The 22,837-nt window shown below is 34.1% G+C and carries 18 protein-coding genes; 1 reads left to right on the forward strand and 17 read right to left on the reverse strand.

Annotated elements, in window-relative coordinates:
• Positions 1-1,245, reverse strand: coding sequence for an ABC transporter permease (locus ACNC7R_RS18660; RefSeq protein ID WP_417942543.1), 1,245 nt, complete (start codon positions 1,243-1,245; stop codon positions 1-3).
• On the reverse strand, positions 1,238-1,939 hold the full coding sequence (locus ACNC7R_RS18665; protein ID WP_417942544.1) for an ABC transporter ATP-binding protein: 702 nt from the start codon (positions 1,937-1,939) through the stop codon (positions 1,238-1,240). The genes ACNC7R_RS18660 and ACNC7R_RS18665 overlap by 8 nt, the downstream gene beginning before the upstream one ends.
• 174 nt (positions 1,940-2,113) lie before the next feature.
• Between ACNC7R_RS18665 and ACNC7R_RS18670 the strand changes: the two genes are divergently transcribed.
• Positions 2,114-3,520, forward strand: coding sequence for a DUF4403 family protein (locus ACNC7R_RS18670; protein WP_417942545.1), 1,407 nt, complete (start codon positions 2,114-2,116; stop codon positions 3,518-3,520).
• 13 nt (positions 3,521-3,533) lie between these two features.
• Here the strand turns inward: ACNC7R_RS18670 and ACNC7R_RS18675 are convergent, their stop codons facing one another.
• The 15 genes from ACNC7R_RS18675 to ACNC7R_RS18745 form a co-directional block, all read right to left on the reverse strand.
• Positions 3,534-3,800 (reverse strand): hypothetical protein, encoded by a 267-nt coding sequence (locus tag ACNC7R_RS18675; protein WP_417942546.1) that lies wholly within the window; start codon positions 3,798-3,800, stop codon positions 3,534-3,536.
• Entirely contained in the window at positions 3,790-4,332 is a 543-nt protein-coding gene (locus ACNC7R_RS18680) for a DUF420 domain-containing protein (RefSeq protein WP_417942547.1), read from the reverse strand. Before ACNC7R_RS18680 ends, ACNC7R_RS18675 begins: the two co-directional genes overlap by 11 nt.
• 1 nt (position 4,333) lies before the next feature.
• Positions 4,334-5,023 (reverse strand): SCO family protein, encoded by a 690-nt coding sequence (locus ACNC7R_RS18685; protein WP_417942548.1) that lies wholly within the window; start codon positions 5,021-5,023, stop codon positions 4,334-4,336.
• A 12-nt stretch (positions 5,024-5,035) separates the two neighbouring features.
• Positions 5,036-5,677: a hypothetical protein gene (locus ACNC7R_RS18690; RefSeq protein ID WP_417942549.1), complete on the reverse strand. Its 642-nt coding sequence runs from the start codon at positions 5,675-5,677 to the stop codon at positions 5,036-5,038.
• 78 nt (positions 5,678-5,755) lie between these two features.
• A complete protein-coding gene (locus ACNC7R_RS18695) occupies positions 5,756-6,106 on the reverse strand; it encodes a cytochrome C oxidase subunit IV family protein (RefSeq protein ID WP_417942550.1) in 351 nt (116 codons plus the stop codon).
• A gap of 18 nt (positions 6,107-6,124) precedes the next feature.
• Positions 6,125-7,111: a cytochrome c oxidase subunit 3 gene (locus ACNC7R_RS18700; protein ID WP_417942551.1), complete on the reverse strand. Its 987-nt coding sequence runs from the start codon at positions 7,109-7,111 to the stop codon at positions 6,125-6,127.
• Between the two features lie 42 nt (positions 7,112-7,153).
• Complete coding sequence (locus ACNC7R_RS18705) at positions 7,154-7,741, reverse strand: cytochrome c oxidase subunit 3 (protein ID WP_417942552.1); 588 nt, start codon at positions 7,739-7,741, stop codon at positions 7,154-7,156.
• 2 nt (positions 7,742-7,743) lie between these two features.
• Positions 7,744-8,646, reverse strand: a complete 903-nt coding sequence (cyoE, locus tag ACNC7R_RS18710; RefSeq protein WP_417942553.1) for a heme o synthase — start codon at positions 8,644-8,646, stop codon at positions 7,744-7,746.
• A gap of 154 nt (positions 8,647-8,800) precedes the next feature.
• Positions 8,801-10,942: an energy transducer TonB gene (locus tag ACNC7R_RS18715; RefSeq protein WP_417942554.1), complete on the reverse strand. Its 2,142-nt coding sequence runs from the start codon at positions 10,940-10,942 to the stop codon at positions 8,801-8,803.
• Positions 10,942-11,685: a deoxyribose-phosphate aldolase gene (gene deoC / locus ACNC7R_RS18720; RefSeq protein WP_417942555.1), complete on the reverse strand. Its 744-nt coding sequence runs from the start codon at positions 11,683-11,685 to the stop codon at positions 10,942-10,944. The genes ACNC7R_RS18715 and deoC overlap by 1 nt, the downstream gene beginning before the upstream one ends.
• 75 nt (positions 11,686-11,760) lie before the next feature.
• Complete coding sequence (locus tag ACNC7R_RS18725; protein WP_417942556.1) at positions 11,761-12,144, reverse strand: VanZ family protein; 384 nt, start codon at positions 12,142-12,144, stop codon at positions 11,761-11,763.
• Positions 12,137-12,517 carry a glycine cleavage system protein GcvH gene (gcvH, locus tag ACNC7R_RS18730; RefSeq protein WP_223679618.1) on the reverse strand — a complete coding sequence of 127 codons (381 nt, stop codon included), beginning with the start codon at positions 12,515-12,517 and terminating at the stop codon, positions 12,137-12,139. Before gcvH ends, ACNC7R_RS18725 begins: the two co-directional genes overlap by 8 nt.
• An 84-nt stretch (positions 12,518-12,601) precedes the next feature.
• Positions 12,602-19,849 carry a cell surface protein SprA gene (gene sprA, locus ACNC7R_RS18735; RefSeq protein WP_417942557.1) on the reverse strand — a complete coding sequence of 2,416 codons (7,248 nt, stop codon included), beginning with the start codon at positions 19,847-19,849 and terminating at the stop codon, positions 12,602-12,604.
• Positions 19,850-19,874: 25 nt separating this feature from the next.
• Entirely contained in the window at positions 19,875-20,456 is a 582-nt protein-coding gene (ruvA, locus tag ACNC7R_RS18740) for a Holliday junction branch migration protein RuvA (RefSeq protein WP_417942558.1), read from the reverse strand.
• Positions 20,457-20,528: 72 nt separating this feature from the next.
• Entirely contained in the window at positions 20,529-22,811 is a 2,283-nt protein-coding gene (locus ACNC7R_RS18745) for an NADP-dependent malic enzyme (RefSeq protein ID WP_417942559.1), read from the reverse strand.
• Between the last annotated feature and the right edge of the window lie 26 nt (positions 22,812-22,837).

Below are 22,837 nucleotides of genomic sequence, written 5' to 3' on the forward strand. Positions count from 1 at the left end.
TTATTCGTCTCTAAGTGCTACAATAGGTTTTATTTTAGCGGCTCTGTATGCTGGAAAAAAACCAGCCATTGCTCCTGCAAATACAAGTAAAACAAGTGTTGTTAAAGCAACACCAAAATCTACTTCGGGATTTCTGAAATATTCACTCTGAACCATTGGCCCAACAAATTCTAATAATAAAAGACTCGCCAATAAACCTGTAAAACCTGCTATAGTAGTTATAAAAATAGACTCATGAAGAATCATGGAAATAATAGAAAATGGTGATGCCCCCAGCGCTTTTCTAATTCCAATTTCTTTTGTTCTTTCCTTTACCACAATAAGCATAATATTACTTACCCCTACAACTCCGGCGATGATGGTACAAATCCCTACCCACCAAAAAAACAACCTGATAAAAAGATTTAAGTCATAAAATTGTTTAGCTTCTTCAACGGAATTATAAACTCCAATGGCACTATCATCATTTGGTGCGATAATATTTTTACTTTTCAACAGTTCTTTTATTCCGTCTGTGAATTTTTTGGACTGTGCCAAAGCTTCATCATAATTCGTTTTTTTATTTAAAACGAACATCATTCCGCTAATTTTATCTCCAGCACCATAAGCACGCTGATTAGTTGTCATAGGCATATAAACCCTTGATTCTTCCCTTTCTCCCGAAGGATCTGTAAAAACCCCTATTACCTTAAAATTTACATCATTTACCAGAATCTGTTTGCCAATTGGATCAACATCTTTAAATAAATCCTGTTTTACTTTTAAACCAATAGCAACAACTTTTTCATTATTCTTTAAATCATTATCATTCAAAAAGCGTCCCTGAATTATAGTTCCGTTTTCAATGTCTAAATAATCAGGATTGACACCCCTAAACTGATAATTACCAGATTCTTTACCGTAAGTAATGGTTCCGCCCCAGGTATTTCTTGTAGATGATTTTTTACTGATTTCGTCGTTATACTTTTTTACAGGAAGTTCAAAATCGCTATTTCTTAACTGAATTTGCCTTCCTGGGTTTAATCCTTTGTATTCCTTAGTTGTGGTATTAGACCAAACTTCAATTATTCCTTCGGCATCATTTTCAAACTGCTTTTCAATTCCGTTCTGAAGACCTTTTCCAGCACCGAGTAAAATCACCAAAATAAAAATTCCCGAAGCAACAGAAACTCCTGTCAAAAAAGTTCTTAACTTGTTTTTGGAGATTGCTTCGAATATTTCCTGCCATCGCTCAATATTAAACATACGCTGAAGCTCTAACTTGTTCTACTTTTTTGTCATCAATGATTAATCCATCTTTCAGAACTACATTTCTTTTGCACATTGCAGCAATATCAGGTTCGTGTGTAACAATCAAAATTGTTTTTCCTTCATCATTAATTCCCTGAATAAGTTCCATAACTTCATAAGAGGTTTTTGTATCTAAAGCGCCTGTTGGCTCATCTGCCAGCAAAACTTTCGGGTTTGACGCCAAAGCTCTTGCAATTGCAACACGTTGTTTTTGTCCTCCTGAAAGTTCATTCGGCAAATGATGTGAATGCGACCCCAGACCAACTTTCTCCAGATATTTCATCGCAATATCATAACGTTCTTTCCTCTTAATACCCTGATAATACAAGGGCATTGCAACATTATCCAGAGCTGTTTTGTAATTAATTAAATTGAAAGACTGAAAAACAAATCCTAAAAATTTGTTTCGATATCTGGAAGCAATTGTTTCGTTAAGTTTTTTTATAGGAGTTTTATCCAGGATATAGCTGCCAGAATCTGCTTCATCCAGAATCCCTAAAATATTCAGAAGGGTTGATTTTCCGGAACCAGAAGATCCCATTATGGCAACCAGCTCGCCTTCTTCTATATTAAAATTTATTCCTTTTAGTACGTGCAATTCTGAACTCCCCATTTTATAGGACTTGTGCAAATCTTTGATTTCAATCATAATACCGCTGAATTTTAAGACAATAATAACATTTTAATCACGTATTTTATGGTAAGAAAAAGTTAATAAATTTCGTATGACTTTTAGAATAAGACTACATTATCGACTAATTGTTACACTTTTTTCAAAGAATATAATTGTTTTCTTAATTTTGCTTTACTAAAAAATCTTCAAATGAAATTTCTTTTTTCTTCAGTTCTTTTCATAATCTTAACATTATTCATCAGCTGTTCGACTTCTCAAAAGCTAGCCACATTAAAACCTGAACCTGATGATGCAAGTCCATTGATTTACGATAGCAATCCTTCTTTTATTAATTTACCAATCACAGTAAAACTAAAAGATATTGAAAATCAAACCAACGCTCTTTTAAATGGATTAATTTACGAAGATAATAATATTGAGGAGGATGATATCGAAATGAAAATCTGGAAACAGGCTCCAATCAAAATTCAAAATGATCCTGCAAATGCAGATAAAAGGATAAAAACCGTTTTACCATTAAAAGTAAATATCAAATACAGAATTGGTACTAAAAAAATGGGAGTTGAACTTTACGACACACGTGAATTCAATTTAAACGGTATCATTAGTTTATCAAGCGAAGTCACTTTAACCAACTGGAAACTCAATACAAAAACAGAGTTCAAGTCTTTGGAATGGAATGAAAGCCCAACCATGACCGTTTTTGGAAAAAATATCCCTATTACTTATTTAGCAAATCCGGCAATCTCAATGTTCAAATCCAAAATTGAAAAAAGCATAGATGGTGCAATTGAAAAATCAATGGATTTTAAACCAAATGTTTTATCTGCATTAGAAAAAATATGCACTCCCTTTCAAATGAATGAAACTTATGAGAGCTGGCTAAGAATTGCACCGGTAGAAATATATTCTACCAACGCAAAACTTAAAGACGATTCATTTTTACTGGATATGGGAATAAAATGCAATATGGAAACTGTTATTGGCAAACAACCCGAATCTAAGTTTAATGCTTCAAAAATTGTTTTAAAATCAGTCGCGAAAATTCCAAACCAAATTACGACCAATATTGCAGCTATATCAAGTTATGTCGATGCTTCAAAAATCATGACTAAAAATTTTGCAGGACAGGAATTTGGGTCAGGAAGTAAAAAAGTAACCGTGAAAAATGTTGAAATTTGGCATAAGGATGCAAAAATGGTAATCGCACTCGATGTTTTAGGATCTGTCAACGGAACTATTTATTTAAACGGATTCCCTCAATACAATGCACAAACTAAAGAAATCTATTTTGACAAACTGGACTATGTTTTAGATACGAAAAGCAAATTAATGCGAACTGCAAACTGGCTTGCTCAGGGTTATATCCTAAAAAAAATGGAAGAAAGCTGCCGATATTCCATACAGCCTAATTTAGAAGAAGGCAAAAAAACCATGGCCGCATATCTTAAAAATTACTCCCCAATGCCAGGTGTATTTATTAATGGAAGAATGGAAGACATCAAGTTTGAGAAAATACAATTAACTAATCAAGCTATCATAGCATTTATCAAAATAAACGGAACAGTAAATGTTTCTGTTAATGGATTAAAATAAAAAAAGACCGGATTCATTCGGTCTTTTTGCTTTTTGATTGATACATTCTATAAATTAAAACTCCAATGATTGCAACCAGCAGATACGGAATGACCATTAAGTAAACGATTCCATCATTTACTGCCTCAGCTTTTTTAATGTTTGATTCTCCAGAAAGAGCAGCACGACACATCGCACACTGAGCGTTTGAAGAAATTCCAATAAAGAAAAACAAAACTCCAAAAACAAAAGTTTGTAATTTGGAATTTAGAAATTGAATATTTTTATTTTTAATGCACATAATAAGGAGAAATCATTAAATAAACAACAACACCAGTCACAGCAACATACAACCAAAGTGGAAACGTAATTTTAGCAATCTTTCTATGCCTGTCAAATCGTTTTGCTAAAGCTCTCACATAAGTGATCAAAACCAAAGGAATAATAGCAATTGACAATAAAATATGAGTAATCAAAATAAAGAAATAGATTAACTTAATCACTCCTTCTCCTCCAAACTTAGTTGAGTCAGCCGTCATATGATACGCTACATACATTACCAAAAAAGCAACAGATAATACAATGGCAGTTGTCATTAACCTTTCATGTATTTTCTGATTCCCTTTTTTAATAGCAATTACTGCCAAAATCAAAACTACCGCAGTAATACCATTTATAGTTGCATATATTGGAGGTAAAAACGAAAGCGACTCTACATCGTAACCGAAATCTTTAAGTTTGACTCCAAATAAAATGGCCACTACAACCGGAATTACAATTGAGACGGCAATGATAAACTTGTTGTATTTTTTTTCTATTGAATGATCTTCCATTTTATTCTTTTAATAATATTTTAATATCCTGCTGAATGTCTCTAACGCCTTTTTTGTCCAAGCCGTCATAATATAAAATTGGATTTCCGAAATCGTCCTTACGGCAACGAATATTCCCTTCTTTATCAATTAAGGCAAATAATCCCGAATGTTCAAAACCACCATTTACTTTCGCATTTTCTCCTGCGTACAAATTAAAACCCTTGTTTGACAAATCCATAATAGTTGCTTTATCTCCGGTTAAAAAATTCCAGTTTGATGATTTAACGCCTAACAATTTTCTGTGATCTTTTAAAACCTGGGGAGTATCATGAGTTGGATCAATCGTTATGGAAACAATACCAAAGTTAGGATTCCCGAAAAAAGTTTTTTCAATCTCTAACATGCTTAAATTCATTTTTGGGCAGATAGACGGACAAGTAGTAAAGAAAAATTCTAATACATATACTTTTCCTTTATAGCTTTCATTAGAAATTTTCAGATTGTCCTGATTGGTTAATTCAAATTTTGGTACCGAACCAATGGTCAACAACTTTGTATCCGATTTTGAATTTTTCAAATCTGCATTATCGAGCCGATCGTTTTTTACAACATCTCCATTTTTTATTCTGTCTACGATTTTTGGCACTGCATAGATTCCGAAAATTAAAATAATAAACGAAATACCTATATATGATTTATTTTTAAACATTATGAATTCAATTTAGAGTTGTTTAGTAGCATTATGATTCTTTTTAAGAGCAGCACGATATTCGTACAAAATAATCTTAAAGTCATCCAGCATCTCGTTGCTTAATTCAGAAGGGTGAAAGGTGTTATAGCCCTCTTTATACTCTTTATCATCTTTTCTACCCCTCAAATTTCTTTCTTTATCAACAATAAAAACATTAGAAGTCCCAAGATTTGCGTCTAGTTTCCCTTTTAAATGTAACTGATTATAAAATCTCTTTATATCTTCGTTTGATGCAAAAACAAAATTCCAATTTTTTACATTAGTAAAAGGAGATAAAGCATCTACAATTTTCTGAGCTTGTTTTTCAGTTCCAAGCGGACATAAAACCACAAACTGTAGATCCTCAAAACCGTTGTAACGTTTATAAATTTTTTCGTTTAAGTTAAAATAATTACCACGATTGCTCAAAATATCTGAACCTGCAAAACCTAAAATCGTTATCTTTTTATCAAGTGAAATTTTCTTGCCATTTAAGGATTTCCAGTTTCCAAAGTCACTTATTTTTGACGTAATTACAGGAAGTGTTGTAAAGCTATTTACTCCGGAGGCAAAAAACAAATAGGCGACAATTGGCAAAACAAAAAGCACAAAGAGAACTATATTTTTTTTCATTGTAAGTGCGGAAATTATTGAGCTACAAAAATAAAAAAAGCTCCGTTAAACGGAGCCTCTTTTCGAATTAATATCATGTTAAAAATTCCATTTAATAGTAGAATCTTTAAAAACCCCATAAATATAATGTCCCTCAGTTAAAAGAATGAACAATAAATATAAAACCAGGAAGATAACAGGTGAAACGACAGACCATCTAAGACTGCTTTTTTCACCTTCCATGTGCATAAATGCCCATACTATAAAATATGCTTTGACCATCGTCAGGATATAGAAAATCCAGTTCAACAAATTCAAACCAATAAAATGATTAAACTCTAATGATGCTGGTTTATAAATACCCAAAATAACCTCTACTATAGTTATTGCCGATAAATATATAAAAACAGTCCAGATTCTTTTTGTATTTGATGCGTGTTCGTGTGACATAATAATTAAAATCTAAAATTAAACTAAGTAGAAAACTGTAAATACAAATACCCAAACTAAATCTACAAAGTGCCAGTATAAACCAACTTTCTCTACCATTTCGTAGCTTCTTCTTTTTTCATAAGTTCCTAATAATACATTAAAGAAAATAATGATATTGATAATAACTCCTGAGAATACGTGGAATCCGTGAAATCCAGTGATAAAGAAAAAGAAATCAGCAAACAATTTACTTCCGTATTCGTTTCTAGTTAAGTTTGCTCCTTCAACTACATATTTCGCTGAACTTAAGCGAGATTCAGATTCTGTTCTTGACAAAACAGTTTTTTTCTTTTTATCCGTAAGCTGTTCTGTTCTTATCAATAATTCAGGATGCGCTTTAAAACCAGCCTGCACTTCTGCAACTGTAAAAGTAGGTTGCGTTTCAGCATCTTCCATGAACCAGGTTGACTGGCTTCTTGTCAATGCTTGTCTTTGTTCTGGCAATTTTACTGCAAAATCCGCAAGAGCAACTCTATTACCTTCTTTATCAACAAACTGCAACAAACTACCCCCTGCTGTTTCTACTGCACCATATTCTCCTTTAATGAAGTTTTTCCACTCCCAGGCCTGAGAACCTACGAAGATCAAACCACCAATAATAGTTAAGAACATGTATATTGCAACTTTAGTTTTTTTCAACTGATGACCTGCGTCAACAGCCAAAACCATTGTTACAGATGAGAAAATCAAAATAAAAGTCATTAATGCCACATAGTACATCGGAGCCGAAACACCATGCATAAATGGAAAGTGAGTAAACACTTCATCAGCCAAAGGCCAGGTTTCTATAAATTTAAATCTTGAAAAACCATAAGCCGCAAGGAATCCAGAGAATGTTAAGGCATCTGATACGATAAAAAACCACATCATCATTTTTCCGTAACTTGCTCCTAATGGCTGGATATCATCTCCGCCTCCCCAAGTTTTTTCATTGTTGTTTGCAGTACTAACTGTCGCTTCCATAAAAGATATTCGTTAAAAAGTTCCCAAATTTACGTTTTTTTCTTATTTAAAGAAATATAAAAATAAAAATAAATAAACCCACAACAAGTCCAGAAAGTGCCAATACATCGCACCTAGTTCTATACCAAGAGTTTGAGTTGAATTGTATTTTTGTTTAAAATGATTATAAATTACAATTAAAAGAGAAATTAATCCCCCTGCAAGGTGCAATAAATGCGTAACAGTTACCACATAAAGAAAAGTGGTCGTTATAGAACTCCCTTTACCGGTAAAATAATATCCACTTTTTACAATCTGACCAAAACCTTCAAACTGCAAAACCACAAATAAAATACCCAATATTAATGTAGCAAGCAGAAACCCTGTGGTAGCGCTTCTATTATCTTTTTGAATGGCTTTTTTTGCCAAATGAAAAGCAATACTACAGCCAATAATTACGGCAGTACTATAATAAAACGCAGATGGCAACTGAAAATCCTTCAACCAGTCTGCTCTTGATTTACTTACTACAAATGCACTCGTAAGTCCGGCAAACATCATCGTCATGCTTACCATTGCAAACAACAAAATCAGTTTTGCCGATTTTGATTTTCTTACTTGTTCTTCACTTATTTTCATTGTCATTTCCATAACTATCTTAAAAATTTATCAACTATAAACACTATTTGCAGTAATGAAATATACGAAACACTCACCAGCATTAAGGTTCTGGCTGCTTTTGCAGTTTGCAACTGATACAAACGCACTGCATAAAACAACATCCAGATTCCTAATACAAAAACCCCGATTGCTGCAATTGGCGTAAGAAACAATTGTCCTGTATATCCTAACATCGGTAATAGCGATGCAATTATCAGCCAAATTGTATATAAAATAACTTGCAAAGCTGTTCCTTTATCTTTTTTTCCTGTTGGAAGCATAAAAATACCTGCCTTTTCATAATCTTCATATAAAAACCATCCAATAGCCCAAAAATGAGGGAATTGCCAGAAAAACTGAATCAAGAACAAAGTACCTGCTTCTATTCCAAATTCACCTGTTGCCGCAACCCATCCTAACATAAACGGAATTGCCCCAGGAAAAGCCCCAACAAAAACAGATAAAGAAGTTACCGTTTTTAAAGGCGTATAAACACTCGTATATAAAAATATTGAGACTGCAGCAAACATTGCAGACTTTGCATTGATCGTATATAACAAAACAATTCCTGTAATGGTTAGTAAACCTGCTAACAGCAAAGCTACTTTTGGAGACATCCGTCCTGAAGGAACCGGGCGGTTTTTGGTACGATCCATTAAAGAATCAATATCTTTTTCGATTACCTGATTAAAAGCATTAGAAGCACCAACCATACAGTAGCCTCCAACCATTAAAACAGCTAAAACATTCCATTGAAAAGGATGTTCACTATTCACACCTAATAAATACCCTGCAATTGAAGAAAATAAAACACTGATAGCTAAACCAGCTTTCGTAATCTCTTTGAAATCCAGAAATATTGATTTAAGTGAAATTGTATGTTTAGTAGCGTTCAACCCTGTAATTATTTGTCTGTTTTTTTAGTGGTGCAAATGTACAAATTAGATTATAGAATTCTGAACTATAAAATTAGATTTTTCAAATAAAACCTTTACAAAATAAGGACTTGTCAATCTTTAACACAATTGTATCGAAAAGTCTTATTAAATATTAATAATCAAAATACCAGTTGAAAAGATCAGAACGTAATCCTATTGTAAACCAAGTCGTACTTTGTTTAAAAGTAGTTGCCGTATTCTGCATTGGGTCGAAATTTCTATAGATAAAACTTCCAAATAGCTTCAGATTCGTCATTGGATTTATCAGATATCCTCCCTGAATATCGGCAATGAAAATATTGGTTTTATTGCCCTGACCTATCTTTACACCATTGTCATAAGGCCGTTTCTCGTCATAACTTTTATAGATATTTCCTCCGTAATTAAAAGAATCTTCTGCGGTATCAAAATCAAAACCTCTTTTCCCCACAGTAAATTTCGCATCAGCAAAAAGACGTCCTTTATGATAACGCCCAATCGCAACAAGTTCTTCAAAATTACCACCCCATTGATGACCAAGACTTTGATTATTATGTGCATAATTAGTAATTACAGCGCTGTGAGAATACACATAAGGACGAACGTGATTATATTCTAACTGAAGAAGCAGATCCTTAATTTTAAAGGCGTTAAAATATTTAGCGCCAAATTGGTATCCAATCTTATTCTTCCAGCTGTTATCTGCCGCTTTTATATCTCCAAATGAAAACTCATCAATCAATAACTGCCCATACAAATTGACATTATTATTCCATTTGTATTTAAATGTAATTCCCAAAAGTGCATTACCGCTTTTAGAAGATGATGCAAACTCAACAGAACGATAAAATATAATCGGATTAACAAAATTTACATCAAAACCTCTGTTATTGGTGTCTGTCCAGACTACCGATTCAAAGAAACCTATATTTAATTTATTTGAAACATTCCAGCTCAGATAATGATTCGCCATGTATTTTGAAGCATAGGTTTTATCAACAGTTGCATCCTGACGAACATCCTTGAGCCACATATACGTATTAGTATATTTTATTTTCCAGAATGTGGTATTAATTTTAAAATAGGGATAAGGACTTGCTCCATCGCTTTCCAATAATGAACGATATCCGTCTCCGATAAAATTTCTTCCGTAACCTAAATGAAAATCGAAAAATTTACTCGGTGAATACGAAATATTTGCTTCCGCTAAAGGAAAATCATACGAATCGGTTTTAAATTGTTTTGCAATTCCCATACCCGGAATGATCGCAGGATTTCCTCCTGAAGGTTTTAAGGAATTGGCATAATCATTAAAATATCCAGCAAATCTCCCCTGACTTTCAAAAATTGTGGTAGTGAAGTTGATTTGCTTTCCTAAACCTCCTCTGAAATTGATTGCCCGTGTATTTACATAAGTATACGACGCATCAAGATCAGAGGCTTTACCCATTTGCAGATCAACAATTGGATTTAAAGACAGCCAGTAATCTTCTCCCTGAATCTGAACCATATTTTCATTCCACCATTTTCTTCCTAACCAAGTAGAAGCCTTTTTTTGAAGCGATTCATTTACGGCTTTTAAATTATAATATTTTGAAACCTCCGCATAAGTGTAAGGCTTGGATGCCGTATGATTATTACTCCCCACCTGATTCATAGCTGCGTCAAACTGCGCATAATAACTGTGTGAAAAAGGAATATTTAAATGACTTTCGAATTCAGGATTATTGTATTTTTTATACACAATACTATCCAGTTCTGTCATTGGCTTTTCTATTGGTTTTAAAATTTCGGCTGCAGCAAGATTCTCGGCAGCAATCTGCTCTGAGCTTTTTAGCGGCACATCAATTGAAATGGTATATCTAGAATAAGTTGCAGTACCATTATAAGTAGATGGCTTTATATTTGGAAATTTATTAAAAACACGTTTGGCCTCTTTAACCAGATCATCATTTGTCGCATTGACATAAATTACTTTAAACTCTCCGTTTGCATCCACTTCAAACAGCACCTTAACTTCACCTTTATAATTTGACTGTTTCAAATTTTCCGGAACTTCAAAATTATTATATACAAAATCATGAACTTCTTTATAAAAGCAGTTTTCCAAATTTTTAGACTCTAAATTTTCACAATTAAAAAAAACAGGAAAGCGTTCAGCAGAAAAACCCTGCTTAACAGAAGATTTGCTTGTTTCCTGAGAAAAAACAGACATGCATAATAATGTCAGGCAGAACGTTAAAAAACTTTTACTCAAAATATTTTTAATTTTCATTAGTATTCATTTGGGGTATTTTCTCCGTTTACAATTGCTTTTGCAGACGAAGTTCCGATTCGTTTAACACCTAATTCAATCATTTCCATTGCCTCTTTATAAGTCTTAACACCTCCCGAAGCTTTTACCGGCAATGGCGATGCATTTTCTAACATCATAATAATTGCAGGGATAGTTGCACCGTTTGAGGAACCGTCCTGGGTTTCATAAAATCCGGTTGATGATTTGACAAAAACTGATTCATAATCTTCTTCATCAAAATTCGAAATAATAACGTTTTTTATCAGGGATGAAAACTGAATGATTTCTTTTTCGCTCAAAGCAGCTGTTTCAATAATCCATTTTACAGTTTTATTGTTTGCCAGTCCTATTTGTGTTGCTATTAAAACCTCTTGTTTTACTAATTCTTTATCCCCATTTTTAAAGGCTTCATAATTACAAACAAAATCAAGATCATCTACACCATTTGCTATTGCCTGATTCCCTTCTTTGATCTTTGTTTCCAAATCTGATTTACCCTCCGGAAAATCAATAACAATGCCTATACTCAAATTTGAATTAGCCTGTAAAATCATTTCTTTGGCCAAAGCTACATATTCCGGCCGAATCATAATCACTTTAAATCCCTCATTAATAGCCTCAGTGATGGCATGTTTAACCACAATATCGTTTTCTATTTCTGAAATACCGGCCTGCGAAGCAGTCTTTAAGTAAGTGGAGTCTAAATATTCCCTGATATTCATATCATTAAGATTCTGAGATAGCGCAAAAATACATTTAAAATTCAGAAAATAAAAAACCCACCGAAGTGGGAATTATTATATTTTGTCGATTTGCTTTTTAAAAGCTATTGCCACAAAAACTGCAGCTGTAGCTCCAATGGCATTACCTAAAATATCAGCAACATCTGCTGCTCTGGTTTTGGTTAACACACCTTGTAATATTTCAATAGTTATTCCAAAAAAAACTGAAAATATAAACGAAATTAAATAGGCTTTAAAATCATCCGTAGTCTTACCCTTTAATTCTTTTTTGAAAAACAAAATCCATGAGATTGTAAAGCCAAAATGAAAACAGAAATGTACTATTTTATCAATGCTGGAAAAACGGACTGACGGAATATTACTTGAGTCCGTCAGGCAAAGATAGGTAATTACCCCTGTGCATATTATTGCCCATAATAAAAGCAGTTGTTTAGGCACCTATAAGCTGTTTATATGCCTCATCAGATAATAATGAATCTATTTCTGAAGCGTTAGCAATTTTCACTTTAATCATCCATCCTGCTCCATAAGGATCCGAGTTTACTGCCTCAGGAGTACTCTCTAAATCTTCATTAAAAGCAATGATTTCTCCCGATAGAGGCAAGAATAAATCTGACACCGTTTTTACAGCTTCTACCGTTCCAAAAACTTCGTCTTTTTCAAGTGTCTGATCTAGAGTTTCTACTTCAACATACACGATATCTCCTAACTCTTTTTGAGCAAAATGAGTAATTCCTACTGTTGCAACATCTCCATCGATGCTAACCCATTCGTGATCTTTTGTGTACTTTAAATTTGCCGGTATGCTCATAATATTATGTTTGAAATTGATATTTTGATTTTAAAGCAACAAATGTAACAATCTTCTAATTAAAATTAGTTTATAATAACAAAATTAATTCCCAAAATTATATCGAAGTGTAAATCCTGAGCGAATGTTTGTTAGTGGGAATGATGTAGAAATAACTGCTTTCGAAAACGAATGATCGTAATAAAAAATAGCCGTAAGGTTCTTGCTGAAAGCATAATCTGCAGTAAGTTTTAACGACCAGATATTTTGTCCTGCTGCCAATTGATTATTATTATAATCTAAATAACGAACAAGAGTCTGGTTGTTTCTATAGGAGAAATCTGCTTTGATATTAATATCGCTTTTTATAATTCCTGTTGGATTGTCGGCCAGAGTTGATGAAAAAATTACATCCTTAAAACGGTACCCTAAACCTACCACATATTCAAGACCTTTAACTTCGGTCAATAAATTATTATCAAAACTCATAGATAAAGCCCTGTCTTTTTTAACCTCTGTAAGCACCCTCAACGATCCTTTCAACTCGAAATCAACACGAATTAACGGACTAAACTGTTCTACCAAGTTTACATTTGACATAATCGTTTTATTGAAGAAATTACCATTTACATCTGTACCATTAGGATCTTCGTTATAATCAAAATTGGATCTAAACTGATTAATTGTATAAGAAGCCCTGTAGTTGTGCTGTAAAGAAAAACGTTTGAATCTGTCTTTAAAATATTTATATCGCATCAGTCCATTATATTTTATACTCCAGTTCGGAATAGGGAAATTTCTAAAAATACCTGTCGAAGAGCTTGATGCATCACTTCCTGAATAAGCAGCTAAAAATGCCGGAAGCAAAACGGCCTGATTACTTTTTCCATAACCCACAGGATAACCATCATTTGACTGAATCATCTTTCTATCAGGGTTATTTGGATTTGCAAGATTATCTAAAGGCTGATTAGAGTCTTCTGCAGGAAGGGTTGCGGCATTATATCGAGGAATTACAGTCCCATATCTATCTTCAGCCAAACGATTAGCTATTATAAGACGGTTTTCTCGAAAATCATCAAAAGCAGCTGATACATTTTCGTTACTTGTAGAAAATGCTGTTTTAATTAATACGGTAGAAATAGAAAACATTCCGTAGGTGTAAGGAGAAAGCGGTGTATATTCTCCATTGACAACACTATACTGCTCTGAAGAATTTTCAGAATAAGACCTGTCCATGGTTAAGTCTATTTTAAAATCCGGAAACAAATCAACATTTGCTGTTGCCTTCAAAAGCTTATTATTAACCTGAGTATAATTTTGATTGAAATTATCATAAGTGGTCAGCCAGCCATTTTTAGCTGATTCATATCGTATATCATCCTGACTTCCAAAAATAAAACCTAAAGTTGGCTTAGAGGTACCTAAAAATCCTATCCCTGGAGTATAACCCGGTAAGACTGTTCCGCTGTTCTCTGTATAATTTATCTGAATATTTTTCACACTGGTCAAAACCCCAATTAAACCATCAAAAAACGGACTTCTGGTCGTTTGTGGTTTATTCGTGTTTACTATTTTTTCTCCTGGTTTTGGTGGTCCGGCGGGTTTTGGTTTTGCTGCTTTTTTAGATCCTGGTATCAAACCTAAATATTTATATAAAGTAGCCATATTTAAAGTCGTACTTAAAGTATTTGAATTTGCATTCTGAATCGTATTCCCTAAATCATATGTTGTAAAAGACCCATCTGGATTTTCTTCTTCGTATTGTGACAACGCAGTTGAAGAACGCTGCCAGTTATAATCTGCAGTATAAGAATAATTGGCTTTTATAAAACTAAGAACAGGCACTTTGTTAATTGGAATATCATAATTTAAAACCAGCTGCTGTGTATGCTGATTTGGCGTTCCAAGATCAAAATAATCATCCCAAATGCTAAAATCTTCTTTCGGAGTGTTGTCATCATTCAGAAAGTTTTTAACGATGTTATTTGAAGATGCTGTATAATTTAATTTTAAAGATTTAGTCAGATTAAAACCGAATCCATATTGATAATTATGCGCAAAATTTCTTCTGTAAAGAGCATCAAGACCAATTCCCTGAACATCTTCAACCTGTCTGAATTGCTGGCGATTACTTTGTCTGATAATATTACTATTGAAAGAAATATTGGATGGCAAATAATTAAAATTGAAATCGCTTAGCAGTTTCCAGTATTCACTTTTTTTCATGAATTTGGTCTGCTTGAAAGGAGTTATTTCTTTTGGCTGAAAGGTGTAAGCATAATTTACAGACGAATTTGATGATTCATCTTCATAATCCTCAATTTCATAATCATGACGTTCAACCTGATTGTAAGATTGAGAGAAAGTAAAATTCTCAATATCGTAAACATGTGGCTTTTGCTCAGGCGCCCTGTCTTTTCTAACGCCTATAAAATTGATACTTTTGCGTTTGGTATAATCTATAGCCCTGTTTCTAATGTTGTCTTTTTGAGCCTGATCTGTAGTTTCATCCAGCAATTGCTTGAGTTTAATATCCTGGTTAAAAGGATCGTACTCAGGCGTAATTATTTCTTCGCCAATAGCATAATTAAACGGTAAATTAATCCCCCATTTAGGTGGCAATAATTTTCCTAAATTTAAATTCGTAACAATATTATATTGCTGAATATCTTCACGGTCTCTTTCATTTGCTCCTTCTTCAATAGATCCAAAACCAATTGTACTTTTACGTCCGGTTGCTGAAACTGTAGCAAAATCAGCCATATTGGTATCAATGTTTAATATGGCAGCCATACCTCCTTTGTTCTCCATATCAGACAAACGGAGCTCGTTGAACCACACTTCTCCTTTTATTCTTTTGTCAACGGTATTAGCATTTTTAATACCTACCATTAAATTTCGGACCAACCCGAAATTAGGATTACCCTTAATACCCAATACTAATTTACTATCACCATCACCTTCCGAAACATCGGGATCATTATCAGGATAGTAAATTCCATTAATATCTCGTTTAGAAGAATTAATATCTACACTCATCCCTTTAATTTTCATCCTGGTCAATAGATCAAGTTCCAGGTTCATTTCATTTGCTTCCGGCCAAACCAAGTCAGGATTTATGCTACATCCTCCTCCTGTTACAGTCATTTTTAATGGAATTTCTACCTGATAGAAATTTTCTGTAAAATCATTTCCAAATCGAATAAAGGCTACCATCTCATTGTCAGCAACAGTGGCTTCATTCTCAAGAGACTCAGCATGAAGAAACATTTTCAGTTTTTTGTACTGACGCATATCAATACTGACATTTTTAAATGCTGCTCTAGAATCCTGTTTCTCCAGTCCGTTTCCTGAAACCCGTAATGCTAATGACTGTTCATTTTGATTGATTACCGTATTATTATTGTATAATTGTTCTCTTTGAACATTAGGAGGCATAACATAATTTACGGGGCATTTTGTACTGTTTTCCTGAATATTTACAGCCTGAACATCAAAATCAGTTCCATCATTAGTTGGATCAACATCCGCTTTATCCAAAGTACCATCATATCTCCTCCACTCTCCTCTTACTAAATCCAATGCTCCAAAACGTACTGTAACCTGATCATTAAAACCTGTCATAAACATTCTCATAAACCGTATAGACCTGAAATCAGAGATATTTCCAATAGTGTTTTGAGGCTGTGCAACTGGTATCTTAAACTGAATCCATCGGGCTGTAGTAGTTCCTCCGTTTGGCAACTCAACATTATTTACTACTTTGATATCGGTAATATAATTTTGCCCAATAACCATTTCAGGTTTCAAATCAATACTATATTCATAATAGGCATTGATTGTATTCATCGTATTGTCGCGATTAATATCTTCAACATCAGGCAAAGTTGTTGATCCTCTATTGGCATCATTTATATCAACAGCGGAATTCCCTTCAACACCATTATATTTTTTATAACGATTCAGAACGTCTCCATCAGTATTTAGGAAATAGGTATAATCATCAGCTGCAGGATCTGACTCTCCAGCATAATTGGTATAAACCGAAGCTTCTCTTGAATTTGACAATCCATCTAAACCAACATCCTGATTAGTCCTGTTCCCTGCATTATTATCAAAAGCGTAAATTAAAGATTGTGAAGCAGGGACATCTCCCCAAATTGGCTGAGGTGTTACCATTACCTGATCAGGCCCTAATCCGTTTTCATATTGTTTTCTTCCGTCTTTTAAAATATCTTCTGAAACTTCTCCTAAATTAAAATATATTTTTCCGACGTTAGAAGGTTGTGCTGATGCATTTCCTACATAAGGATCGAGCATCCAAAATTGGATATACTCCACATTGCTTTGTTCAAAATTAGTCGAATTTAATGAGCGCATAATTCCTCCAAAATTGGAATTCGCAGGATTTGTAGCAAAATCAGGGTTATTGTTATACGGTCCTCTCTCTGAAGGAAAATAGGTCAAATCGAGCGTATTGATTACCTGCAATTGACCTTGTGCAATATCTGTATTTGGATATAATTCTTTGCTGTAAATTCTCCTTGTAGTATTTAAAGACAAATCGTCATTTGATATTCCGGATGGTTTTTGAGTATAAAAAATTGGATCTATAGAATACCATGCAAGTTTAGCTCTTTTATAACCATAATCTAAAGAACTGGATGCCGCCCCGAAAGTATTATCAGTAGCAGAATTAATGAATGGTGTAGAAGCAAGACTCCAGGCATAAGCAGAACGCATATCTATAGTTGATTGAGAACCTTCAAAATCATCTACATATATAGTGGCTTCTCCTTCAAAATCACTAGCTTTTGGTGCGTCTGGTTTTAAAAAAGCAACCTCTCCCCGTATCGAAAGATTAGAAGGCACATCTGTATCAATGTTTGGCAGCTTATTTACTAATCTGGTGAAAAATGGAATTTCTGTAGAATAATTTCCATTAAATCCGAAAATGGTATTATTTACAGATTCCTGACCATAACTCGATTTTTGAGTAAACGGCCTTTCGGTCATCTTTAAATAGGTTCCCCCAATAAGAAATTTATCAGAAATTTTATGTTCAACATTGAATCCCATAAACCTTCTGGTCTGTTGACCAAAAACAGAATTATTCTCTAAGGAAACTTCTATTGGTGTATTTGAAGCCTGCAAAGATGCATCCAGAATTTGCACTCTACCAAGCTGGTAATCAACACTATAATCAATACCTTCAACCAAAACCCTTCCTCCGGCAGTCACAACAACAGAACCTTGCGGAACATTAAAAGCACCAATCGGAATTCCATCACTTCCAGATGATTTATATTTTCCTCTCAATAAAAATTTATTTTTATCACTGTCCTGTAGAGCCCCTGACTGTGTAGTCTTATACATACTTCTAAACACATATTTTCTCTGGTTCGGGTTATAAGTAGAAGGATCATTATAATTTTCTCCAGCTGCACCTGTGTTTAATTTATCAAATAATAACTTTCCAAATGGCTCTTTAGTAGTAAATATAATTCGTCCGTTTTGCGCATCAAAAGTAATGCCTTGTAGATAATCAAAGAAACCATCTCCCCCTGCTTGTGGATCATTATTATAATTTAATCTATCCAGATTGAAAACTTTCAATAATGGTGTATCTTTTACTTCATTACCTGCGGTTGGATTAGTAGGAAAAGGATTTGCAGTATCAACCGGTGAAATATAATTGATTGGTGATGGATCTGTATAAAGGATATTAAATCTAAAATCGTCTTGTTTTATCTGATAAGCGCCCGGTATCTGGTAGATGTTTTTCATCATCAGGTTCCAGACAGGGTTATTAACATTCGTTAAACTGCTTTTCAGCATTTTCAAAATCAGACTTTGTGTGATAACGGCCTGGTTATTATTTTGAGCGTTTCCTGTCACTACTGTACCATCAACTCCATCACTACCAAACTCCCCTACCTGATACACAACTCCTCCAACAGTATATTCATAGGCTACTGCTAAAATCTCATCATTTGCTAAGCGTTGTTGCAATGAAATATAACCTAACTGAGGATTAAAAGTATATTCAGTAGTAGTTAATTTTCTAGCATTTTCAAGTATTGAATAATCGCTTCCTTCACTTACATTTCCGTTTACAAATCCTGACTTAGCAGTAACTATCTCCCTTATGTTAGAATTTAGAGCCCCTCCCTTATCAATCAAATCAATATCGTATTGATTGTTACTGTTATCTGTAGGCGAATCAGCTGGCTTGTTAAAAAAACCTGTTGAAGGATTAACAATTACAACTTCTGAATCTGACATTCCTGTAAGTTGCGCTTCACCCAAATCCTGTAGCGCAATAATATTTCGCAAATTATTACTTGTAGTACTAACGCGGTTTTGTTTGTTTGTTACCCAAACTTCTAATCTGGTAATTTGTACTCGGCTATCAATCAAAGGATAGTTTCTTAACGAAGCATCGTACCTGTTTCTAAAATACTGTGATAAGAAGAAATGCCTGTCATTGTCGTAATCCAGTGCGTATAAATCAAAATTTTGAATTGTTCCGCCACCTTCAGCTACTATACTTTTTGTTTGTGATTTCTGTTCAGAGAAAACTCCGGTAAAAGTTGTCTTTCCAAATTGAAGCTGTGTCTTAACACCAAACAAACTCTGTGCGCCGCGAATCAAAGTACTGTTTAGAGGCATACTCACATTCCCTACTTCTACTTTCTGAACAATATCATCCTCTGTTGGAGTATAGGCAAGTTTGAAAAGATTTTGAAAAGCAAATGTAGATTGGGTATCATAATTGGCATTCACCTCTAATCTGGTACCTATCTTCCCCATTAAGCTCATACTTATTCTTTGGTCAAAATCGAAGGTAAGACTTGATCTGTTTCTTGGAGAAAATGAAGGATTATCCTGCTTGCTATATAGCAATCCCAAATCCATTTCAACTGACCCAGTAGGTTTTACATCAATTGTATTACTTCCAAAAATAGATTCAAAAAGACTTGAATTGATATAATATCTTGGCAACAAATCTTTCTTTGCCTCTTCACTTCCTGCTTTTTTACCATCAACAGCGATCATTTTTTGCCTAAAATAATTTCTTCTGGATTCCTTAAGCAGCAAATCTTCATATTGTTTTGGGGTCAAAACCAGAGGATAATCAATAGAAAAACCATCAACCGAACTCGTATAAATATAACGGTCTGTGATAGGATCGTATTTGTACCCAGAGAGTACGCTTGGGGGATTTTCCAATTCTAATTTTCCAACAGAAAACCCTGTTTTAGTAGTATCCTGAATTGTTGGATTTATCTGTGCATGCAAAGCTTTACTACAAAATAAAACCAGTAAAAAAAGTAAAATTTTACGCATACAATTCAAGTGTCTTAATACTAATTTATAAAGCCTTTAAAGCTTTTTTGATAATGGTTTCTACAGTAGCTTCCGGATCTTCTTTTACAATTTTCTCGACAACTTTTTCAGATGCCTTTCTAACAAAACCTAAAACTTCTAAAGCAGATAACGCTTCATCTCGGTTTGTATTGTTTTGAACAACAGAAACTTCATCCAAATCATATAATTTTAAGACTTTTTCTTTCAAATCCAATATCACTCTTTGAGCAGTTTTATTACCAATACCCTTAATAGACTGGATAACACCTACATCTCCGGAAGCAATAGCATTGATAATTTGCTTCGGATCTATAGATGAAAGCATTGTTCTGGCAATATTAGCCCCAATTCCGGAAACAGATATAAGCATTCTGAATATTTCTCTTTCAGATTTTTCTACAAAACCATATAAAGTATGCGCATCTTCTTTAATTAGAAGATGCGTATATAATTTTATAAAATCAGTATTTGGAATTAATGAAAAAGTATGCAGTGAGATATTAACTTGATATCCAACCCCTGCACAATCAATAATTACCTCTGTTGGATTTTTCTCCACCAGTTTACCCTGCAAATGTGCTATCATAATATTATTTGTGGGGTCAAATATACTAAATTTAAGACAACATTAACAACCGTATAAACCCTCTTATTTGTCCTATTTGTTTTTCTTCAATTCTTTTGCCTGAGCATCAATAACGGCGATTGCTGCCATATTTACCATCTCTTCAACCCTAGCTCCTAATTGAAAAATATGAACTGGTTTGTCCATTCCCATCATAATTGGCCCAATAGAATTTACCTTATACAATTCTTTTAGCAATTTGTATGTAATGTTTGCTGATTCAAGATTAGGAAAAACCAATGTATTGACTTTTTTTCCTGCTAATTTAGAGAAAGGAAATTTCTCCTGAAGCATTTCTGGATTTAAAGCAAAGTCTGCCTGGATTTCGCCATCAACAATCATATCTGGATGATTTTTATGCAAATATGCAACAGCTTCTCTTACTTTTGAAGCATTTTGGTGTATTGATGACCCAAAATTCGAATAGGAAACCATTGCAATAACTGGTTCAATGCCAAACATCTTAGCCGTTTTAGCAGTCATAATCGCAATATTGACTAAATCGTCAGCAGATGGATTAATGTTTATTGCTGTATCAGCCAAAAACATTGGCCCACGTGCCGTAAGCATCATATTTGTAGTGGCAACAAGAGATGCACCTTGTGCTTTTTCAATTAACTGCATCATTGGTTTTACAACACTTGGATAACTTCTTGAATATCCGGTAACCAATCCATCTGCTTCGCCTTCGTTAACCAACATTGCTGCAAAATAATTTCTTTCTCGCATAAATCGCTGAGCATCTAACAAAGAAATTCCTCTTCTTTCTCTTGTCTCCCAATATGAATTTGCAAATCTGTTGCGCCTTGCTTCTTCTTCATTTGTCTTAGGATCGATTATCTCAACATCAGCATCAAATCCTAATTCCTTTTTAAGTTCTAAAATAATTTCTTTATTCCCCAATAGAATTGGAAAACCAATACCTTCTTCGTAAACAATCTGAGCGGCTTTTAAAACATTCAAATGTTCTGCCTCAGCAAAAACCACTCGTTTAGGATTTATTTTTGCACGGTTCGTAATCAAACGAACCATTTTATTATCATTGCCCAAACGTTCCAAAAGCTTTTCTTCGTAAGCAGCCCAGTCTGTAATCGGATTTTTAGCAACACCCGATTCTATAGCTGCTTTTGCAACTGCAGGTGCTACAACAGCAATAAGTCTTGGATCAAATGGTTTTGGAATAATATATTCGCGGCCAAAACCTAATTTTGTAGCACCGTAAGCCACATTAACCTGTTCTGGAACAGATTGTTTCGCTAATGACGCCAGTGCTTTTACAGCTGCCATTTTCATCGCTTCATTGATCTTTGTTGCTCTTACGTCCAAAGCTCCTCTGAAAATATAAGGAAAACCTAAAACATTATTGACCTGATTAGGAAAATCTGAACGACCTGTAGCCATAATAACATCCTTTCGGGTTTCTACAGCTAAATTATAATCGATTTCAGGATTTGGATTTGCCATTGCAAAAACAATAGGACTTTCAGCCATTGACAACAGCATTTCAGGCGACAGAATATTTCCTGAAGATAGCCCTATAAAAACATCGGCATCTTTTACAGCTTCTGCCAAATCAATTTTAGCACCCTCTACAGCATATTTTAACTGCAATTCTGAGAGCGAAGGATTATCTTTTGTTAAGAGCCCTTTACTGTTGAACATCAAAACATTTTCTACTTTAACACCCAAAGAAACATATAGATCCGTGCAGGCTATAGCGGCAGATCCGGCTCCAGAAACAACAACTTTTACATTTTCAGCTTTTTTTCCTGCCAGTTCAAGTGCATTAATTAAGGCAGCCGAAGAAATGATAGCAGTTCCATGCTGATCGTCGTGCATTACCGGAATATCTAACTCCTCGATCAGTCTTCTTTCTATTTCAAAAGATTCAGGGGCTTTAATATCTTCAAGATTAATCCCTCCAAAAGTGGGAGCAATATTTTTTACCGTCTGAATAAATTCTTCAACATCTTTTGTCCCGATTTCAATATCAAAAACATCAATATCAGAGAAAATTTTAAAAAGCAAACCTTTTCCTTCCATTACTGGCTTTCCTGCTTCAGGACCTATATTTCCTAAACCCAAGACAGCTGTACCATTTGAAATTACAGCTACTAAATTTCCCTTTGCCGTGTATTTATAAACATCTTCAGGATTTGCTGCGATTTCTAAACATGGTTCTGCAACTCCTGGCGAATAAGCTAGAGACAAGTCTCTTTGGGTTGCATATTTTTTAGTTGGAACTACCTGAATTTTCCCTGGAGTTGGTTCTGAATGGTACAATAACGCTTCTCTTCTTTTTGTCTCTTTATTCATTCGTTTTCACTTTAATTATGTTCTTA

Origin of the sequence: Flavobacterium adiutor (assembly GCF_048282555.1) — a bacterium.
Lineage (GTDB): Bacteria > Bacteroidota > Bacteroidia > Flavobacteriales > Flavobacteriaceae > Flavobacterium.